The organism is Pseudofrankia saprophytica (genome assembly GCF_000235425.2).
In the GTDB taxonomy this organism is placed as follows: domain Bacteria; phylum Actinomycetota; class Actinomycetes; order Frankiales; family Frankiaceae; genus Pseudofrankia; species Pseudofrankia saprophytica.
In genome coordinates this window covers 2794775-2813257 of the sequence record NZ_KI912266.1, presented here as the reverse complement: position 1 = coordinate 2813257, position 18483 = coordinate 2794775, and the positions used below count along the sequence as shown (strand labels likewise).

At 72.9% G+C, this 18483-nt stretch carries 14 protein-coding genes; 12 read left to right on the top strand and 2 right to left on the bottom strand.

Going from position 1 to position 18483, the window contains the following annotated elements:
• From FRCN3DRAFT_RS50630 to FRCN3DRAFT_RS0211625, 7 genes are all read left to right on the top strand, one after another.
• Positions 1–683, top strand: a 683-nt coding sequence (locus FRCN3DRAFT_RS50630; RefSeq protein WP_007515454.1) for a MurR/RpiR family transcriptional regulator, incomplete at its 5' end; no start/stop codon positions are given.
• A 274-nt stretch (positions 684–957) separates the two neighbouring features.
• Positions 958–2124: an ABC transporter ATP-binding protein gene (locus FRCN3DRAFT_RS0211650; protein WP_007515455.1), complete on the top strand. Its 1167-nt coding sequence runs from the start codon at positions 958–960 to the stop codon at positions 2122–2124.
• A 167-nt stretch (positions 2125–2291) separates the two neighbouring features.
• Entirely contained in the window at positions 2292–3674 is a 1383-nt protein-coding gene (locus tag FRCN3DRAFT_RS0211645; RefSeq protein WP_007515456.1) for an ABC transporter substrate-binding protein, read from the top strand.
• Between the two features lie 127 nt (positions 3675–3801).
• Positions 3802–4704 carry a tyrosine-protein phosphatase gene (locus tag FRCN3DRAFT_RS0211640; RefSeq protein ID WP_007515457.1) on the top strand — a complete coding sequence of 301 codons (903 nt, stop codon included), beginning with the start codon at positions 3802–3804 and terminating at the stop codon, positions 4702–4704.
• 83 nt (positions 4705–4787) lie between these two features.
• Positions 4788–5693, top strand: coding sequence for a metallophosphoesterase (locus FRCN3DRAFT_RS0211635; protein ID WP_007515458.1), 906 nt, complete (start codon positions 4788–4790; stop codon positions 5691–5693).
• A 6-nt stretch (positions 5694–5699) separates the two neighbouring features.
• On the top strand, positions 5700–6662 hold the full coding sequence (locus FRCN3DRAFT_RS0211630) for a carbohydrate ABC transporter permease (protein WP_007515459.1): 963 nt from the start codon (positions 5700–5702) through the stop codon (positions 6660–6662).
• Between the two features lie 67 nt (positions 6663–6729).
• On the top strand, positions 6730–7620 hold the full coding sequence (locus FRCN3DRAFT_RS0211625) for a carbohydrate ABC transporter permease (RefSeq protein ID WP_007515460.1): 891 nt from the start codon (positions 6730–6732) through the stop codon (positions 7618–7620).
• A gap of 55 nt (positions 7621–7675) precedes the next feature.
• Here the strand turns inward: FRCN3DRAFT_RS0211625 and FRCN3DRAFT_RS0211620 are convergent, their stop codons facing one another.
• The gene (locus tag FRCN3DRAFT_RS0211620; RefSeq protein ID WP_007515461.1) at positions 7676–8200 is read right to left on the bottom strand and encodes a hypothetical protein; all 525 of its coding nucleotides are present in this window, start codon (positions 8198–8200) and stop codon (positions 7676–7678) included.
• A gap of 226 nt (positions 8201–8426) precedes the next feature.
• Entirely contained in the window at positions 8427–9020 is a 594-nt protein-coding gene (locus tag FRCN3DRAFT_RS0211615) for a DoxX family protein (RefSeq protein WP_232794009.1), read from the bottom strand.
• Positions 9021–9561: 541 nt separating this feature from the next.
• On the opposite strand from FRCN3DRAFT_RS0211615, the gene FRCN3DRAFT_RS0211610 reads away from it, so the two are divergent.
• The 5 genes from FRCN3DRAFT_RS0211610 to cydD all read left to right on the top strand — a co-directional run bounded on the left by FRCN3DRAFT_RS0211610 (position 9562) and on the right by cydD (position 18325).
• On the top strand, positions 9562–10911 hold the full coding sequence (locus tag FRCN3DRAFT_RS0211610) for an ATP-dependent 6-phosphofructokinase (RefSeq protein ID WP_027140482.1): 1350 nt from the start codon (positions 9562–9564) through the stop codon (positions 10909–10911).
• Positions 10912–10979: 68 nt separating this feature from the next.
• On the top strand, positions 10980–11642 hold the full coding sequence (locus tag FRCN3DRAFT_RS0211605; protein WP_007515464.1) for a DsbA family oxidoreductase: 663 nt from the start codon (positions 10980–10982) through the stop codon (positions 11640–11642).
• Between the two features lie 283 nt (positions 11643–11925).
• The gene (locus tag FRCN3DRAFT_RS0211600) at positions 11926–13497 is read left to right on the top strand and encodes a cytochrome ubiquinol oxidase subunit I (RefSeq protein ID WP_007515467.1); all 1572 of its coding nucleotides are present in this window, start codon (positions 11926–11928) and stop codon (positions 13495–13497) included.
• A 32-nt stretch (positions 13498–13529) separates the two neighbouring features.
• The gene (gene cydB, locus FRCN3DRAFT_RS0211595) at positions 13530–14663 is read left to right on the top strand and encodes a cytochrome d ubiquinol oxidase subunit II (RefSeq protein WP_007515468.1); all 1134 of its coding nucleotides are present in this window, start codon (positions 13530–13532) and stop codon (positions 14661–14663) included.
• Positions 14660–18325: a thiol reductant ABC exporter subunit CydD gene (gene cydD / locus FRCN3DRAFT_RS44025; RefSeq protein ID WP_007515469.1), complete on the top strand. Its 3666-nt coding sequence runs from the start codon at positions 14660–14662 to the stop codon at positions 18323–18325. The genes cydB and cydD overlap by 4 nt, the downstream gene beginning before the upstream one ends.
• The last annotated feature ends 158 nt before the right edge of the window (positions 18326–18483 follow it).

Below are 18483 nucleotides of genomic sequence, written 5' to 3'. Positions count from 1 at the left end.
CTGGCGCGCCAGGCGGCGGGCGCCGCGGCCTGCGCGAGCCGCGCGCCGGCGACCCGCCGGAGCTGATCGTCGACGCGGTCTTCCAGGCGGCCGCCTCCGTGCTCGCGGACGCGTTGGCCGGCCTCGACCGGGCCCAGCTCGCCACCGCGGTCGACCTGCTCGTCGGCGCGCGCCGGCTGCTCCTCGTCGGCAACGGCGGATCGTCGCCGGTCGCCCAGGACGCGGCGCTGCGGTTCCTCGCGGCCGGCCGGCCGGTCGAGGCACCGGCGGACGCGCTCGTACAGCAGCTGGCGGCGAACGGGCTGTCCGCCGGTGACCTCTGCCTGCTGGTCACCGGCAGCGGCGTGAACGACCTGACGATCCGGGTGGCCGAGATCGCGCGCGGCCGCGGCGCGTCGGTCGTCGCCATCACCAGCTACGCCGGCGGCCCGCTGCCTGCACTCGCCGACGCGCTCCTCGTCGTGGGCTCGCCGCACTGGCCGCTGGGCAGCGACACGATCGGCAGCCGAGTGCCGTCGCTGCTGCTGATCACCGCGCTGCAGCAGGCGGTCATGCTGCGCGGCGAGGACGCGGCGGGCACGTCGCTCGCGCGCCAGCTCGAGCAGCAACGGGACCTGCTCGACAGCATGATCGTCAGCCCGGACCGGGCGGACCGAGCGGACCGGGCGGCGCCCGCGCCGTGAGACGGCGCTCACAGACGCGCCATCTGCGGATTCCCGCGCCCCGTTGGCGTGGACAGCGTTGCCCTAGCCGTCCGCGCGGCTTCGTTGCGAGTACCTGGACCGTTCACCTGGATCTCGGACCCTGAGCTTGTAACAGCGATCCATAAATTTCCGATCTATGGAACGTTCGTACATAGCCAGGGATCTCCGCCAGTTCCGCCGACGGGCACGGGCCGCGTCCCAGCGCCGTTCGCACGGATCCGGCAGGGGTGCCACGTCACACGGGAGCACGGTTGTGGCAAGGATCCGAATCGAGGGCCTGGGCAAGGTGTTCGGCGCCACCCGCGCGGTGGACGACGTCTCCCTCGACGTCGCCGACGGTGACTTCCTCGTCCTGCTCGGCCCGAGCGGCTGCGGCAAGACGACCCTGCTGCGCATGATCGCCGGCCTGATCCAGCCGAGCACCGGGCGGATCCTCGTCGAGGACCGCGACATCACCTACCTGCCGCCGCGCGAACGTGACGTGGCGATGGTGTTCCAGAGCTACGCCCTGTACCCGCACCTGAGCGTGGAGCGCAACATCGGTTTCCCGCTGCGCGCCGCCCGCCGCTCGAAGGCCGAGATCGCGGCCCGGGTACGCGAGGTGGCCGCCCAGCTGGAGCTCGACGGGCTGCTCGGCCGCCGCCCGCGCGAGCTCTCCGGCGGGCAGCGCCAGCGGGTGGCGCTCGGCCGGGCGCTGGTCCGCGACCCGCGCGCGTTCCTGATGGACGAGCCGCTGTCGAACCTGGACGCCAAGCTGCGCACGGCCACCCGCACCGAGCTCACCGCCCTGCACCGCAGGCTCGGCTCGACGTTCATCTACGTCACGCACGACCAGGTCGAGGCGATGACGATGGCGACGAGGATCGCGCTGCTCGACGGCGGCAGCCTCGAGCAGGTCGGCACGCCAACCGAGGTCTACGACCAGCCGGCGTCGGTGTTCGTCGCCGGCTTCCTCGGCGCGCCGCCGATGAACCTGCTGCCGGCGACGGTGGCCGGTCGCGACGGCCAGGTCGTCCTCACCGCGGATGGCATCGACATCTCACTGTGGCCGGGCGGGGCCGACCCGACCGAGGTCACCCTCGGCATCCGGCCGGAGCATCTGCGGGTACTGCCGGCCGGCGCTCCGGCACCCGCGGGCCGCGGGCGGCTGGCCGGAGCGGTGACCGGCGTCGAGAACCTCGGCAGCGAGGAGGTCGGCTGGCTCGCCATCGGCACCGGCGGCGGCACGGCGAGCGCCGCGGTCGCGGTACGCGGGCCGCGACCGCTCGGCCTCACGATCGGCGACCGGGTCACCCTGACCGTCGCCCCCGAGCACCTCCACCTGTTCAGCCGGGACTCCGGCCGCCGGCTCGCCTGGCAGCCGGACGCGAAGGTGCCGCGCCCGGCCCGACCGGTCGAGCTGACCACCAGCGGCGCCTGACGCCGACTCAGACACCCGACACCCGACACCGTCTCCGGAGCCTGACGCCCGCCGGCTCCCGTCCCGCATCCCACACACACCGGCGGCCCGCCCCTGGGCCGCGCGGCTCCCAGGCGTGCCCGCGGTCCACCGGGCACGCGCGCAACGCTCAAGTTAGGAGCCCTGACGTGGCACGTCCACGCCTCGGGCGCGCGGCCGTCGGCCTCGCGCTGCTCTCGACGCTGGTGGCGGCATGCGCCACCGGCGGATCGAGCTCCCCGGCGCCCGCCGGCGCCTCGTCGGCCGCCGCGGCGACGATCCCCGAGCTGAAGCCCGACCAGAAGGTGACGATCACCTTCGAGAGCTACAACCTCGCGAACACCGGCACCTGGAAGCCCGTCATCGAGGGGCTTCTCGCGGACTTCGCGAAGGAGCACCCGAACATCACGGTCAAGGCGCAGCCACCGCAGAGCACGACCGCGGGCGACTTCGTCGGCTCCATCAAGACCCAGGCGCTGGCCGGCAGCCCGCCGGACGTCGCCCAGATCACCTTCAACGCGCTCGACTTCGCCGCGACGGCGCTGTCGGCCAAGCCGCTCGACGCCCTCGTCGGCAAGGACGCCGTGACGGCCAACTTCGCCGGGACGCACCCGTTCGCCCCGGCCGCCACGACGCTCGGCGACCTGGGCGGCCACACCTACGCACTGCCGTACGTGTTCTCCACGCCGGTGTTGTGGATCAACTCGACGCTGTTCAAGGCGGCCGGTCTCGACCCGGCGAACCCGCCGAAGACCTGGGACGAGGTCAAGGCGGCGGCGCTGGCCATCAAGCAGAAGGCCGGCAAGGACGGCGTCTATCTCGACTGCACCACCAAGGGGTCGGGTGACTGGTGCTTCCAGAGCCTGGTCCGCTCCAACGGCGGCCAGGTCGTCTCGACCGACCGCAAGTCGCTGACCTTCGCGGACGAGCCCGCCGTCGGCGCGGTGTCGATGGCCGCGGACCTGTACAAGTCCGGCGCCTCCCCGAACTTCTCCCAGGCCCAGGCCATGGACGCCTTCACCAAGGGCAATCTCGGCATGATGCTGGAGACGTCCGCCCTGCAGGGTGCCTTCATAGCCGGCGCGCAGTCCGGTGGCTGGGAGCTCTCCGCCGCCGCCGAGCCAGGCTTCGGCGCGAAGCCGGCCGTCCCGACGAACTCCGGCTCCGGCCTGTCGATCTTCTCGAACGACCCGGCCAAGCAGCGCGCCGGCTGGGAGCTGATCAAGTACCTGACCAGCGACCACGCCTACACCGAGATCTCCTCGAAGATCGGCTATCTGCCGCTGCGGACGAGCCTGGTCGACGACGCGGCCTTCCTGAAGCCGTGGGCCGACCAGCACCCGCTGATCAGGCCGAACCTCGACCAGCTGACCAGGCTGCAGCCATGGGTGTCGTTCCCGGGCAACGGATACCAGCAGATCACCGACCTGATGATGTCCGCCGCCGAGAGCGCGATCTACCAGGGCAAGGACCCGCGGACGGCGATGACCGCCGCGCAGAAGCAGGCGACCGACCTGCTGCCGAAGACCTGACCTGCCTCCACCTGCCCAGCCACCCACCACCGGCCGGCCACCCGCCCCTCGGGTGGCCGGCGCCGGCGGCTGACTTCTACGAAACAGCGACCGCTCGCCAGCGCGAGCCTCTGGAACGCTGAGGACCATGAATCTCGAACTTGACGTGACCCCCGATCTCGGCAACCCGGCGGACGCCGACCGGGTGCTCGGATTGCCCGGGGCGCTGAACCTGCGCGACGTGGGCGGCTACCCGGCCGCGGGCGGGCGCCGGGTCCGGCGCCGCACGCTGCTGCGCTCGGCCGCGATGCACGGCCTCGGCGACGAGGCCCGCGCGGTGCTCGCCCAGATCCCGGTACGCACGGTCGTCGACCTGCGCGAGGACACGGAGGTCGCGCACGAGCCGAACGCCCTCGGCCGGCTGCCGATCACCACGATCCGGATGCCGCTGTACTCCAGCGGCTCGCCGCTGCCGTCCGTGGCGACGACCGACACCGCCACGGATGCGGCGACGGGCGAGGCGGGCGAGAACGCGCCGGGCACGGGCGCGGCGGCGGCCGAGGGGGTGCGGGCCGCGCAGGCGGCCGGCCTGGAGATGGACCTCGCCGCTATCTACGACTTCATCCTCGACAACAAGGGCGACCGGCTCACCGCGGTCGTGCTGGCACTGGCCGAGCCGGGCGCGCTGCCGGCGATCGTGCACTGCAGCGCCGGCAAGGACCGGACCGGTCTGACGATCATGCTGGTGCTGGACCTGCTCGGCGTCCCCGACGAGGTGATCGTCCGCGACTACGCGCTCACCGCCGAGCTGCTGCACGACGAGGCGATCGCCGCGCTGCGCCGGCTCACCGCGGTCACCAGCGGCGGCGGGGACGCACGCCGGCTGCCGGCGGGCCTGATGGCGGCCCCGCCCGAGCTGATCCGCGCGGCGCTGGAGCGTGTCCGGGCGGCCCACGGCGGTGCCCGCGGCTACCTGCTCGCCCATGGCGCGACGGCCGAGCGGCTCGACGCGCTAACCGAGGCCCTGCTCGTCGCCGACGACCTTTCCTAGAGGGCCAAAGGGGGCGCGAAAATGCTCTTCCTTCGCGCACCCGGCGGCCTATGTCTCCTAGCAACAGAAACGCGGAGCCCACCATGCGCCTCATCACCGACGCCCCGTCCCCGACCCACACCGTCATCCAGTTCTCGGACACCCACATCGTCCCGGAGGGCGAGCTCTACCACGGGATGTTCGACACCCTGCCCAACGTCGCCGCCGCCTTCGACCAGATCGAGGAGTCCGGCCTCGACGTCGCGGCGCTGCTGCTGACCGGCGACCTGGCCGACGCCGGCGACCTGGCCTCCTACCGGCGGCTGCGCGCCTACGTCGAGAAGCGCGCGGGCAGGCTCGGCCTGCCCGTGCTCTACCTGATGGGCAACCACGACAACCGCGGGCCGTTCCGCGAGGGCCTGCTCGACGCCGAGCCGACGACCGAGCCGTACGACCACGTCCACTGGGCCGGCGACCTGCGCATCATCGCGCTCGACTCGACCGAGCCGGGCGAGGCCCTCGGCGAGCTCACCGACGCCCAGCTGGACTGGCTCGCCGCCGAACTCGCCACCCCGGCGCCGGCCGGCACGATCCTCGCGCTGCACCACCCGCCGGTGCCGTCGCCGATCGCGATGCTGAACTCGATGGTGCTGGCCGAGCCGGAGCGGCTCGCCAAGGTCATCGCGGGCACCGACGTGCGGATCGTCCTGTGCGGGCATGCGCACCATGCCACGGCCGGGGTGCTCGGCGGCGTGCCCGTCCTGGTCGCGGGCGCCGTCTCCTACTCGGCGCGCGCGCTCGGCCCGGCCGGCGGCTACGCCGGCGTGACCGGCGGCCTGTTCACCCGGGTCGACGTCTACCCCGGCCAGGCCGTCGCCACGGTCATCCCGGTGACGGTCGGCGACAAGATCTACGAGCTGACGCCGGAGACGCTGGCCCGCTTCGCCGACGAGTTCAACGCCGAGGCGGACACCGCGGCGCGTGACCTCGAGAAGCTCACCGAGGTATAGGCGCCGATGTTCGTCGAGCTCGCCGCCCCCGCGACGCTCGCCGGCGAGGGCCGGGCCGCCGTCCAGGCGGCCCGGCCGGCGCTGGCCCGGCGCCTGCTCGCGGCCACCCCGCCCTACCTGTACCTGCTGCCCGCGCTCGCCTGCCTGGTGCTCTGGACGTACAAGCCACTCGTCGAGGCCGTGCAGCTGTCCTTCTACGACTGGAACCTGCTGCCGACGTCGCCGATGACCTACGTCGGCCTCGACAAGTACCGCCAGGTGTTCACGCAGGCGGGCCTGCGGCACGCCGCCGTCAACACCGTGATCTACATCGTCTGCCTGCTGCCGTTCTCGGTGGTGCTGCCGACCGCCGTCGCACTGGTCACGCGCCGGCTCGGCGGGCGCTCGCGCGACGCTTACCGGGCACTCGTGTTCACGCCGATGCTGGTCGCGCCCGTCGCGGCGGCGGCGGTGTGGCGCTGGCTGCTCGACCCGACCGGCCTGTCCAACCAGGCGCTCGGCTGGTTCGGCATGGCGCCGCACAACTGGCTGCGCGAGGAGTCGACCGCGCTGCCGGCCATCCTCGCGATCACCGCGTGGTCGATGTGCGGCTTCGCCGTGCTCGTCGTCTCGGCGGGCCTGACCGGGATCAGCGCCGACTACGCCGAGGCCGCCGCGATCGACGGGGCGACCGGCTGGCAGATCCTGCGCTGGGTCACGCTGCCGCTGCTGCGTTCGACGCTGTTGTTCCTGGTGCTGATGACCGTGCTGCTCTCCGGGCAGTGGACGTTCCCGCTGCTGGACTCCCTCACCCAGGGCGGCCCGGCGGAAAGCTCGACGAACGTCTACTACCTGCTCTGGGAGCTGGGCTTCCGCAACTTCGACTCCGGCCTCGCGTCGGCCGCCGGGATCGTGTTCTTCGTCGTCTTCGGCCTCATCGCCGCCGGGCTGGTGGCGCTCGCCGACCGTTTCAGCTTCCACGACAACTGACGACCGACCGACGACGACGACCGACGACGACCGACCGATGATCGACGACTGCGAGGAGCGCGCGACGATGAGCCTCATCTCGGCCGAGGCTGGCGACACCGGCACCGCGACGTGGGGTGGGCCGCCCGCCGGCGCGCCGCCCAGGCCACGGTGGGCCTGGGCGGCGACGGCCGGCCGGCACGCGGTGATGGTCGCGCTGAGCCTGGTCAGCATCGTCCCGATCTACTGGATGTACGCCGGGTCGGTCCGTCGGCCCGGCGACATCCTCAGCCAGAACCCGCTGCCGTGGCCGTTGTCGGCGCGCAACTACACCTACGTACTGGACACGCTCGACGTCCCGGTGCTGCTGGCCAACACGCTGGTCATCGCGGTCGGGTCGACCGTCGGCCAGCTACTCGTCTGCCTGCTGGCCGCCTACGCGTTCGCGGCCTGGGACTTCCGTGGCAGGAACGTTCTCTTCCTGCTGTTCGTCGCCACCTGGCTGGTCCCGTTCCAGGTGACGATGATCTCCAACTACCTGGTGCTCAACAAGCTGGGCCTGTTGAACACCCTGGCGGGCGTCATCGTGCCGAGCCTGTGCTCGGCCCTGGCTGTGCTGATGCTGCGCCAGCACATGCAGGCTTTCCCGCGCGAGCTGCTCGACGCCTCCCGCATCGACGGGCGGGGATCCTGGACGACCTTGTGGACGGTCGTCGTCCCCAACATGCGCCCGGTGCTCGCGTCGCTGGGGATCCTGCTGTTCATCAGCGCCTGGAACGAGTACTTCTGGCCGGCGCTGGTGCTGCAGCGGGCGAACTCGGTGATCCAGCTCGGGATCCGCGGCTACCTGACCCAGGAGGGCAACGACTGGGGCGCCATCATGGCCGCCTCGGGCCTCGCCTGCCTGCCGATCTTCGCCCTCTACGTGGTGCTGCAGCGCCAGGTCATCGACGCCTTCGTCCGCTCGGGCCTGCGCTGAGGCCGGGGTGGGCAGGGCGCCGAGCACCTGCCCACCCCGGCGGCCGTCGGCGGCGTCAGGCGGACGCGAGAAGCGCGCGGACGGCCTTCGAACGACGGGATCCCGCCACGAGGTCCACGAGGCCGCGGATGGCCTCGCCGATCTCGGAGTACATGCGGGTGCCCTCCAGCGCGTGCGGGCCGCCGGCCGGAAGGACGCCATTGGCGCCCAGCACCTCGATGGCGAGGCGGGTGGCGGCCGGGTCCGGCCCGGCCATCTCGGGGAACGGGCGACTGAAGGCGACGGCGTGCTTCTGGCCGCCCGGGAGCCGCAGGTGGGCGATCATCCGGCCGGACCACCACGGCCAGCTGACGGCGGTGCCCTGCCGGGGCGCGCGGAACAGCTCGCCGCGCGGGGACGCGAACGCGACGTCGGTCGCCGAGACCGCGAAGACGCCCCACTCGTAGGCGTTGCCGCGGCCCTTCACCCACACCGCCGCCGGGCCACGCCAGCCGGGAAACAGCGCCACCTGACCGGTAGGCGTCGCGACGATGACACTGTCCTTGGACAGACTGACAATGGACGAGGCGGTCGCGCTCATTCTTCCTCCCGCTGGCCGGACGGCGGACGGGAATGATTCGGCCGCCTTCTCCGTCGAAGACATCGTTGTTTCCGGGTCGATGCTACGGAGCGATTCGGCCGGCGGTACGGCGGTTTGTTGTCGGACCTCGGACACGACGCGGCGACAATGCCATCGCCCGGTCGTCGGAAACGTTCCAGGACGGCCCTGGGGCGTTTCGCCCGGTTTCGAGACGAACCGGGCGCCGTCAGCCGCGGATGATCAGGACGACGGCGGCGAGGACGAGACCGAGAACGATCGCGGCGGCGCCGACGGGCCAGCGGGGCTCGCGCAGCCCGCCGAGGTAGTCGTCGATCGAGTAGCGGCCGGGGCCGGTCAGCGCGAGGGACGCGCCGGTCATGGCGAGAAGGACCTCGTACTCGATGCCGTCCGATCCGTACAGGCTGCCGTGCCAGACGGCCGCCATCGCATTGATCATGGTGCCGAGGATGGCGGCGCCGGCGAGCGGGGTGAGGAACCCCAGCGCGAGGCCCGCCCCACCCAGGGCCTCGGTCAGCCCGGCGACGACCGCGCACACCCGGGCCGCCGGGTAGCCGAGCCTGCCGAACGACGCCGCGGTGGCGTCCAGGCCGCCACCCCCGAACCACCCGAACAGCTTCTGGGTGCCGTGACCGAACATGATCACGCCGATGGTGACGCGGAGCAGGAGCAGGCCGACGTCGCGCCCGGACGTCGCCGGCATCGCTCGTAGCCCTGGCCACGCCCCTACCGGGCGCTCCCCCGCGGCCGGCCTGGCCCGCGCCGCCGGGGTGGGCCGACGATCGTCACCCGACGTGGTCACCAATGCCTCCATGGACCAGAACCGCTCCGCGCTCTACGGCCAACACCATCACAGCATGCATCTAAACCATCACGGGAAGCATGCTCGCCGGACACCACCACCCCGTGAAGGTGACCCCGGAGAACCTTCACCGTCGTCACGGCTCCCATTGCCCCATTCCCACCGCCACCCACTCCGGCAACCGGAGGTCGCGAATACCGCCATTCGTTACCGCGCCATGTCCAGCCGATCTCGCGCATCACTTTCCCTAACGGTCGGCGCCCCGGCCGTCGTGTTCTCGGCGCAGTCGGACGACGCCAGACGGTGACGCTGTGTGGCCGTTCACGCGGGGTTCCCGGTGCGCTCCGGCAGGGGCCGGTTGGCGGTGCGGTGAGGCGGTAGGCTCGGAGAAAGTCCTGGAACAGCCGAGGATCTCCGAACAGCCAGGTCCACGACCGCCAGGATGACGATTAGCGGGATCACGGTCATCAGATCGGCCAGGAGTTGGCCCGGACGCACCGGGCGGAGCAGGCGAGGAGAGGTCCGGGGCACGGTGGCTACGCTGGGCGATCCACTGACCGTCGATCACGAGGCGCTGGCGGTCCGAACGCTCGGGCCGTGCCGGGTGACCTCCCCGTTGCTCCCATTGCTTGGTGAACGGCCGACGACGGAGCACTACATCGACGAGGCGGACAAGGTCCTCTTCGACGACACATTGGCCATGGTGTCGGCACGAAAAGTGCCGATCGGGGAACTACCCAGCTTCGAAGCCGCCGGGCCGCGCCGGAAGATTTACTTCGACCCCGCGAAGACACGCGTGGGCATCGTCACGTGCGGCGGCCTGTGCCCGGGTCTCAACAACGTCATCCGCGGCGTGGTGACCGAGCTCACGACGCATTACGGCGTGACCCGCATCTTCGGTTTCCGCAACGGTTACCAGGGATTCATCGCCAGGTACGGGCACGACGTCCTCGACCTCACCCCGGAGAAGGTCGCGACCATCGGCGAGGACGGCGGCACGATTCTCGGCACCTCCCGCGGCCAGCAGGACCCGGAGGAGATCGTCGACTGCCTTTCCCGCATGAACATCAACATCCTGTTCGTCATCGGCGGTGACGGGACGCTGCGCGGTGCCGGCGAGATCGCCCGGGTGGCGGCCGAGCGCGGTGAGAAGATCGCCGTCGTCGGCATCCCGAAGACCATCGACAACGACATACCGTTCATCGACCAGAGCTTCGGTTTCCAGACCGCGTTCGCGAAGGCGTCCGAGTCGATCGCCGCGGCCCACGCGGAGGCGACCAGCGCGCCAGGCGGGATCGGGCTGGTCCGAATGATGGGCCGCCATTCCGGGTTCATCGCCTGCTACGCGTCACTGGCGAAGTCCGACGCCGACGTGGTGCTCATTCCCGAGGTCCCCTTCGCCCTCGACGGCGAGGGTGGGCTGCTGAGCTACCTGCGCCGGCGGATGGAGGACACCGGCCACGCGGTCGTCGTGGCCGCCGAGGGCGCCGGCCAGGACCTGTCCGCCGCGGACAACGGCGGCCACCTCACCGGCACCGACGCGTCGGGCAACAGGAAGCTGCACGACATCGGCCAGTTCCTCAACCACCGGATCACCGACTACTTCGCGTCCGCCGGCGTCGAGATCAACCTGAAATACATCGATCCGAGCTACGTGATCCGCAGCGTGCCCGCGAACCCGTACGACAGCGTGTACTGCATCCGGCTGGCGCACGCCGCCGTACACGCCGCGATGGCGGGCCGCACCGAGATGGTGGTCGGCCGCTGGCGGCGCCGGTTCATCCACATCCCGATCCCGCTGGCGATCGGTCACCGCAACCAGGTCGACCCGTCCGGCGACCTGTGGATGTCCGTGCTGGAGGCCACCGGCCAGCCGCCCCGCTTCCACTAGCCGCCAGTAACGTCGGGCGTCGCGAGGCCTGGCCGGCCTCGGGCTTCGGGTGAGGACAGGGAGAGGCCATGCTGGAGATCGACATCTGGTCGGACGTCGCGTGCCCGTTCTGCTACATCGGCAAGCGGTCCTTCGAGGCGGCGCTGGCCACCTTCGAGCACGCCGACGAGGTCGAGGTCCGCTGGCACAGCTTCGAGCTCGACCCGGACGCGCCCACCACCCCGCCCGGCAGCATCAACGAGCTCCTCTCCGCCAAGTACGGCGTCTCCGTCGAGCAGGCGGTGGCGATGAACGAGCGCGTCTCGGCGATGGGCGCGGCCGTCGGCCTGACCTTCGACTTCGCCGCCCTCAAGCCCACCAACACCTTCGCGGCGCACCGCGTCCTGCGGTACGCCGCGACGGAGGACCTGCAGGCCGCCGCCGCCGAGGAGCTGTTCGCCGCCTACTTCACCCGGGGCGCGAACCTGGCCGACCCCGACATGCTCGCCGACACGGTCGCCGTCCTCGGCCTCGACCGCGCCCGCGTCCGCGCGGTAGCCGCGGGCGGCGAGTTCGCCGACGAGGTCCGCGCCGACGAGGCACACGCCCGCCGGCTCGGCATCGGCGGCGTGCCCTACTTCCTCGTCCAGTCCAGGTACGCCGTCAGCGGCGCCCAGCCCCGCGAGACCTTCGAGAAGGCCCTCGCCAAGGCCTGGGACCTCGTCGCCGCCGAGGCCGCCACCGCCTCATAGCCGCCTCCCGGCGCTCGCCAAGGTCTCGACACCACCCCGGCCCCGCCGCCTGTGCCGAGGTCTGCCCGGCCGCCGCCGGCGTGGCCGACGTCACGGCCGCGTGCCCGGCGGTCGCCGCCGGGCGTTTCCGCTGGTAGACAGCGCGGACCGGTACCGGCCGGGTAGCGCGTGCGCGACCTTCGGGGCGTCGGATAGGGCCGAACGGACCGGCCGCACGGCGCGCGGGTGCCGGCAGTCTGGCGCTCGGCGGCTCACCGGGGCGGCCGGGCCCCGGAGGTGGCGGATGAGCGGCGAGACGATCGCGCGCTGGCAGTTCGGCATCACGACCGTCTACCACTTCTTGTTCGTGCCGCTGACGATCGGGCTTTCCCTGACAGTCGCGTCGATGCAGACGGTCTGGGTGCGTACCCGGAACCCGGACTGGCTCCGGCTGACCAGGTTCTGGGGAAAGCTGATGCTCATCAACTTCGCGATGGGCGTCGTCACCGGCATCGTGCAGGAGTTCCAGTTCGGGATGAACTGGTCGGACTACTCACGTTTCGTCGGCGACGTGTTCGGCGCGCCGCTGGCGATGGAGGCGCTGGTCGCGTTCTTCCTGGAATCCACGTTCCTCGGGCTGTGGATCTTCGGTTGGGACCGGCTTCCTCGCCGGGTGCACCTGGCGACGATCTGGCTGGCCGCCGGCGGCACGGTCATCAGCGCCTACTTCATCCTGGCCGCGAACTCGTGGATGCAGCACCCGGTCGGCTACCGGATCAACCCGGACACCGGCCGCGCGGAGCTGACCTCCATCTGGAAGGTGCTGACGAACTCCACGCAGCTGGTCACCTTCCCGCATGTGCTGGCCGCCTCGCTGGTGACGGCCGGGGCGGTGCTGATGGGGCTGTCGGCCTGGCACCTGCGCCGCGGCCACCAGGTCGAGCTGCACCGCAAGGTCGCGAGGCTCGCGGTCGGCGTCACGATCGTCGCGTCGCTGGCGACCATGGGCTTCGGCCATCTGCAGGCGCAGGTGATGACCAAGCAGCAGCCGATGAAGATGGCCTCGGCCGAGGCGCTGTGGACCACCGAGACGAACGCGCCGTTCTCCCTGTTCGCCTACGGCGACGTGAACGACGGCCAGAACAAGATCGACATCAAGGTCCCTGGCCTGCTGTCGTTCCTGGCGACGAACTCGCCGAACGGCGAGGTGCGCGGCGTCACGGACGTCGCCGCCCAGGAGCAGGACAAGTACGGCCCTGGTGACTACACGCCCGTCATGGGCGTCACCTACTGGACCTTCCGGCTGATGATGGGCTTCGGTGGGCTTTCGCTGCTGCTGGCCGCCGCCTTCGGCTACTGGTTGCGCCGCACCAGGAGGCCCGCCGCCGCACCGACCGCGGTCACGGCCGCGACGGCCGCGACGGCCGAGGCCACCGAGACCGCCGAGACCGCGTCGCCCCCGGCCAGGCCGCCGGCCGGCGAGGAGCCCTCGCGGTGGTCGCGGCTGCTGCTCCTGGGGGTCGTCTGGGGCACGGCCCTGCCCTACCTCGCCAACTCCGCCGGCTGGATCTTCACCGAGATGGGCCGGCAGCCCTGGCTGGTCTTCGGCCTGCTGCGCACCGCCGACGGGGTCTCGCCCGGGGTGTCGACCGCGATGGCGCTGGTCACGGTGATCGGGTTCACCGCCCTGTACGGCGCGCTCGCGGTCGTGGCGCTGCGGCTGTTCCTGCGGCACGGGCGGGCGGACATCCCCGAGCTGCCGAGACGAGGCGGGCCGGCCGACGGCACCGACACCGGCTCCGGCTCCGGCTCGGACGGCGTCGATCGCGGCGACGCGGACGACGACCTCGACCGGCTTCCCGCGCTCGCCTACTGAGCCCCGTCGACGACTGACAAAGGAGACGTCCGGTGCTTCCCGACTTCTGGTTCGCGCTCGTCGCGGTGCTGTGGACGGGCTTCTTCGTCCTCGAGGGCTTCGACTTCGGAGTTGCCGCGCTGCTGCCGTTTCTCGGCCGCAACCGGCCCGCACCTGATCCGGCGCGCGCGGCGGACGCGGACTCGGACCGGGGGCACTCCCCGGCCGCGACCGCGCCGGCGGAACGAGACCGCCGCGCCGTGCTCGGCACCATCGGGCCCGTCTGGGACGGCAACGAGGTCTGGCTGCTCACCGCGGGCGGCGCGATGTTCGCCGCGTTCCCCGAGTGGTACGCGAGCGTGTTCAGCGGGTTCTACCTGGCGCTGTTCCTGGTGCTCGCGGCGCTGATCGTGCGCGGGGTGGCGCTGGAGTACCGCGGCAAGGCGGCGACGGACGCCGGCCGGGCCTGGTGCGACCGCGGCATCGTGCTCGGCGGGCTGCTGCCACCGCTGCTGTTTGGGGTCGCGTTCGCCAACATCGTGCGCGGGGTGAAGATGACGCCCGACCACGAGGTGACGTCGAACCTGCTGGACCTGCTCAACCCGTACGGCCTGCTCGGCGGCGTCACGGTGCTGCTGCTGTGCCTGCTGCACGGCGCCGTGTTCGTGACGCTGAAGACGGCGGGTGACGTGCGCGAACGGGCCCGCGCCGCCGCGAGCGCCCTGTTCGCGCCGACCGCCGCCGCGCTGTTCGCCTACCTCACCTGGACGGTCGCGCTGCGCGGCGATGTCGCGGTCGACGTCGTCGCCGCGGCGGCCTTCGCCGCCCTGCTGTCCGCGGTCGGGGCCCACCGGGCCGGGCGGGACGGGTGGGCGTTCGCCGCCACGGCCGCGACGCTCGCGGGCCTGGTCGCCACCTGGTTCGTGGCGATCGCGCCGGAGGTGCTGCCGAAGCTCGGCGGCGGGCCAGGGCTGACGATCCACGAGGCCGCGTCCTCGCCGTACACGCTGAAGCTGATGACGGTGGTCGCGCTGGTCGCCACTCCGGTGGTGCTGGCCTACCAGGCCTGGTCGTACTGGGTGTTCCGCCGCCGTCTGTTCGGCGCGGACGGCCCGACCGGCCACGCGCGGGAATCCCAGCCCGCCGCGCCCGACCAGGAGCCCACGACCACGACCACGTCGTCATGAAGCCGGTCGACCCGCGCCTGGCGCGCGCCGTGCCGCGCCTGCGCGGGTACCTCGGCCGGCTCGCCCTGCTCACCACGGCCTCGGCCGGTCTGCTGGTCGTCCAGGCCACGCTCCTCGTCGACGTCGTCGTGCGTGGCTGTTCGGGCCGCGTCGGGCCCGGCGAGCTGGCCGGGACGCTCGGCGCGTTCGTCTGCGTGGTCGCCGCGCGGGCCGGTGTCGGCTGGCTCGTCGCCCGCGACGGCGAGCGGACGGCGCCACGCGTGATCGCCGACCTGCGGGCGCGGGCGCTGGGGGCCGCGGTCGCGAGCGCCGAGTCCGGGGCGGCCGCGCCGAGCGCCGGGCGGATCGCGCTCGTCACCGGCGCCGGCCTGGACGGCCTGGAGACCTACCTGACCCGCTTCCTGCCAGCGCTGGTCACCGTGATCGTGATCCCACCGGTCGTCCTGGCGGTGCTCGCCCACACGGACCTGACGAGCGCGGTGATACTCGGCGTGACGCTGCCGTTGGTCCCGGTCTTCATGGTGCTGGTGGGGCTCGCGACCCGGGCGCGCACCGAGCAGCGGCTGGCTGTGCTCACCCGGCTGTCACACCACTTCCTCGACGTCGTCAGCGGTCTGGCCACGCTGCGGGTGTTTGGCCGGGCCCGCGCGCAGGTCGAGACGATCCGCCGGGTCAGCGAGGCCTACCGAGTCCAGACGATGGCCTCCCTGCGGCTGGCGTTCGCGTCGTCGCTGGTCATGGAGCTGCTGGCGACGCTGTCGGTGGCGCTGGTCGCCGTCTCGGTGGGGCTGCGGCTGGTCGACGGCTCCGTTTGCTTCTCGGCGGCGTTGCTCGTCCTCGTGCTCGCCCCCGAGGTGCACGCGCCGCTGCGCCAGGTCGGCGCCCAGTTCCACGCCACCATGACCGGTCTGACCGCGGCGTGCGCGGCGCTGGACCTGGTCGACGCCGCGCCGCCGGTGCCCGAGCCCGCCCTCGGCGCCGGCCAGCCCTCAGGAGAGGACGCGGCCAGCCCGGTGGAGGTGCGGCTGGCCGACGTCGAGCTGCGCAGGCCGGGTCTGCCCGAGCCGACCCTGCAAGGGGTCACGCTGACGCTGCGGCCCGGGGAGATCACCGCGCTCGTCGGGCCGAGCGGGGCGGGCAAGAGCAGCCTGGTCGACATCCTGCGCGGCGGCGTGCGGCCGTCCGCCGGACAGGTGCTCGTCGACGGCGTCGACGTCGCGACCCTGGCGCCGGCCGCGTGGCGCGACCGGGTCGCCTGGCTCCCCCAGCGTCCGCACGCGCTCGCCGCGGGTGCGCCTGATCTGCTCGCGGACGGCCGCACGGCCACGGTGGCCGACGAGGTCGCGCTGGGCCTGCCACGGTGGGCGGGCCGCCCGGCGCCGGCCGCGGCCGGGATGGACGCCGCGGTGACGGCGGCGGTCGCCGCGGCGGGCGCGCCGGACGCGGACAAGCCACTGGGCGAGGACGGCCGCGCGCTGTCGGCCGGCGAGCTGCGGCGGGTGGCGCTCGCTCGGACGTTGGCCAGGCGGGCGCCGCTGATACTGCTCGACGAGCCGAGCGAGAGCGTCGACTCCCTGACCGAGGCGCACGTCGCCGCGGCGGTCGCAGCTCTACGCGGCCACGCGACGGTGCTCGTCGTCGCCCACTCGTCCGCCCTCGTCCAGGCCGCCGACCGGGTGATCACTCTGGACGCGGGCCGGGTCGTCGCCGACGAGTCCCGCCTCGTCGGCCGCCACACGCCGCCAGGTCCCGCCACTGCGTCCTCCCCCCGCCCCCACCAGCGCGGCTCTGTGGCGGATCGGCGAGTCCATGGGCCCAACCATCTGCCACGCTTCGCCGTCGCCGCGCGAACTGTGGCAGATGAACGTGCCTATGGACTCGCCAGCCCGCCACGCTTCGTCCCAGACAGGCACGTGCTGCGTGTCGCGCTGGCCGGGAGTCTCTCCCCGCGGGGGTGGGCCCGGCTGGGCCTCGGCGTCGCGGCCGGGACCGGGGCCGTGCTGGCCGGGTTCGGGCTGACCGGGACGGCGGCCTGGCTGATCAGCCGGGCGTCGGCGCATCCGCCGGTGCTGACGCTGATGGTCGCGGCGGTCGCCGTCCGGGCGTTCGGCCTCGGGCGGCCGGTGCTGCGCTACGCCGAGCGGCTGCTCACCCACGACGCGGCGTTGCGAGGCCTGGCGGGGCTGCGCGCCGAGGCGTTCCGCCGCCTCGCGGGCCTCTCCCCCGCGGCGCTCGCCGGCCGACGCCGCGGCGATCTGCTGCGCGGCTTCACCGCGGACGTCGACGGACTAGCCGAGGCCCTCCCCCGCGCGTTCACGCCCCTCGCGGTCGCCGCACTCACCGCGGTCGCGGCGACGACCGCGTTCACGGTCATGACGCCGTCGGCCGGTCCGCTGGTCGCCGCCGGCCTGCTCCTCACGGCCGCCGCCGCGGCCGCGGGTACGGCGGCGGCACGCGCGGGACGGCACGCGGCCAGCCGGGAGCGAGCCTGCCGCGACGCTGCCGTGGTGGCGCTCGCGGAGCGGCTCGACGAGGCCGTGGCCTTCGGCGTCGCGGCGGCGCGTCTCGAGGCTCTGCGCCGGCGCGACGCCGACCTGGTCCGGCTGATCACGGCCCGCCGCCGCTCGGCCGCGTGGGCGGGCCCGGCTCAGGCGCTGGTCGCCGGCCTGTGCACCGCCGCGATCGCGGCCGTCGGCGCCGCCGCCGTCCACCACCGCGCGCTGGGCTGGGAGCTGTTCGCCGTGCTGGTGCTGCTCACCCCAGCCGTCTTCGAGCCGGTCGCCGGCCTCGGCGACGCCCTGGCCGCGGCCGGCGACGCCCGCGACGCCGCCACCCGCCTGGCCGACGTTCTGCCCGTGGAGGTTGACAGGGGCGCGTCCATGGACACGGGCGCGGGTGGAGGGCCGGTCTCCGGGGTTCCTCACGGGCCGCTCGCCGTGCGGCTGATCGGGGTGCGCGCCGGCTACCCGGGAACGCCGGCGGCGTGCGTGCTGGACGGCGTGGACCTGGAGGTCCCGGCGGGTGCGCGGATCGCGCTCACCGGCGCCAGCGGCGCCGGCAAGAGCACGGTCGCGTCTCTGCTCACCGGCCTGGCCGAGCCCGCGGCGGGCCACGTCGAGCTCGGCGGCGTCGGCCGGTGGGTCGACCTGCGAGACGTGCCCGAGGAGCGCCTGCGCGGCGCCGTCGTCGCGCTCACCCAGGACGCGCATGTCTTCGATGCCACGATCCGGGAGAACCTCCGGCTCGCGCGGCCGGAGGCGAGCGACGCGGAGCTGATGGCCATGCTTGGCCGGGTCGGACTCGCCGACTGGCTGGCGGCCCTGCCCCGTGGACTGGACACCCGTGTCGGCCCCGATGGGGCCTGTATCTCCGGCGGCCAGCGCCAGCGTCTCCTGCTCGCCCGCGTCCTGCTCACCGACGCCCGGATCCTGGTGATCGACGAGCCGACGGCCCATCTGGACGCCGCCACCGAACGGCAGATCGTCGACCTTCTGTTCACCCTGCCCGCCGACCGCACGGTCGTGGTCATCACCCATCGGTCCGCCGGCCTCGACCGGATGGACGCCGTCTACCAGGTCTCGGATAGGCGCGTGTCGCGCGTCGAGCGCCCCTGTTCGGCGACCGCGGCCGGCATCGGCTCCAGGGCCCTCGTCATGGGTTAGAAGAGTGCGCCCTGGACGCCTGCGTGGTGGCTGAAAACGTTCACGGCCAGCGCGGGTGATCCGCTGACCGAGCGCGAACCGTCCGCCCGCGACGTCAGGAAGTCGCCCTCCCGCCCGGGTCTCGCACCGCGCGGCCCGGGTGGTGCGACGAGGGATGT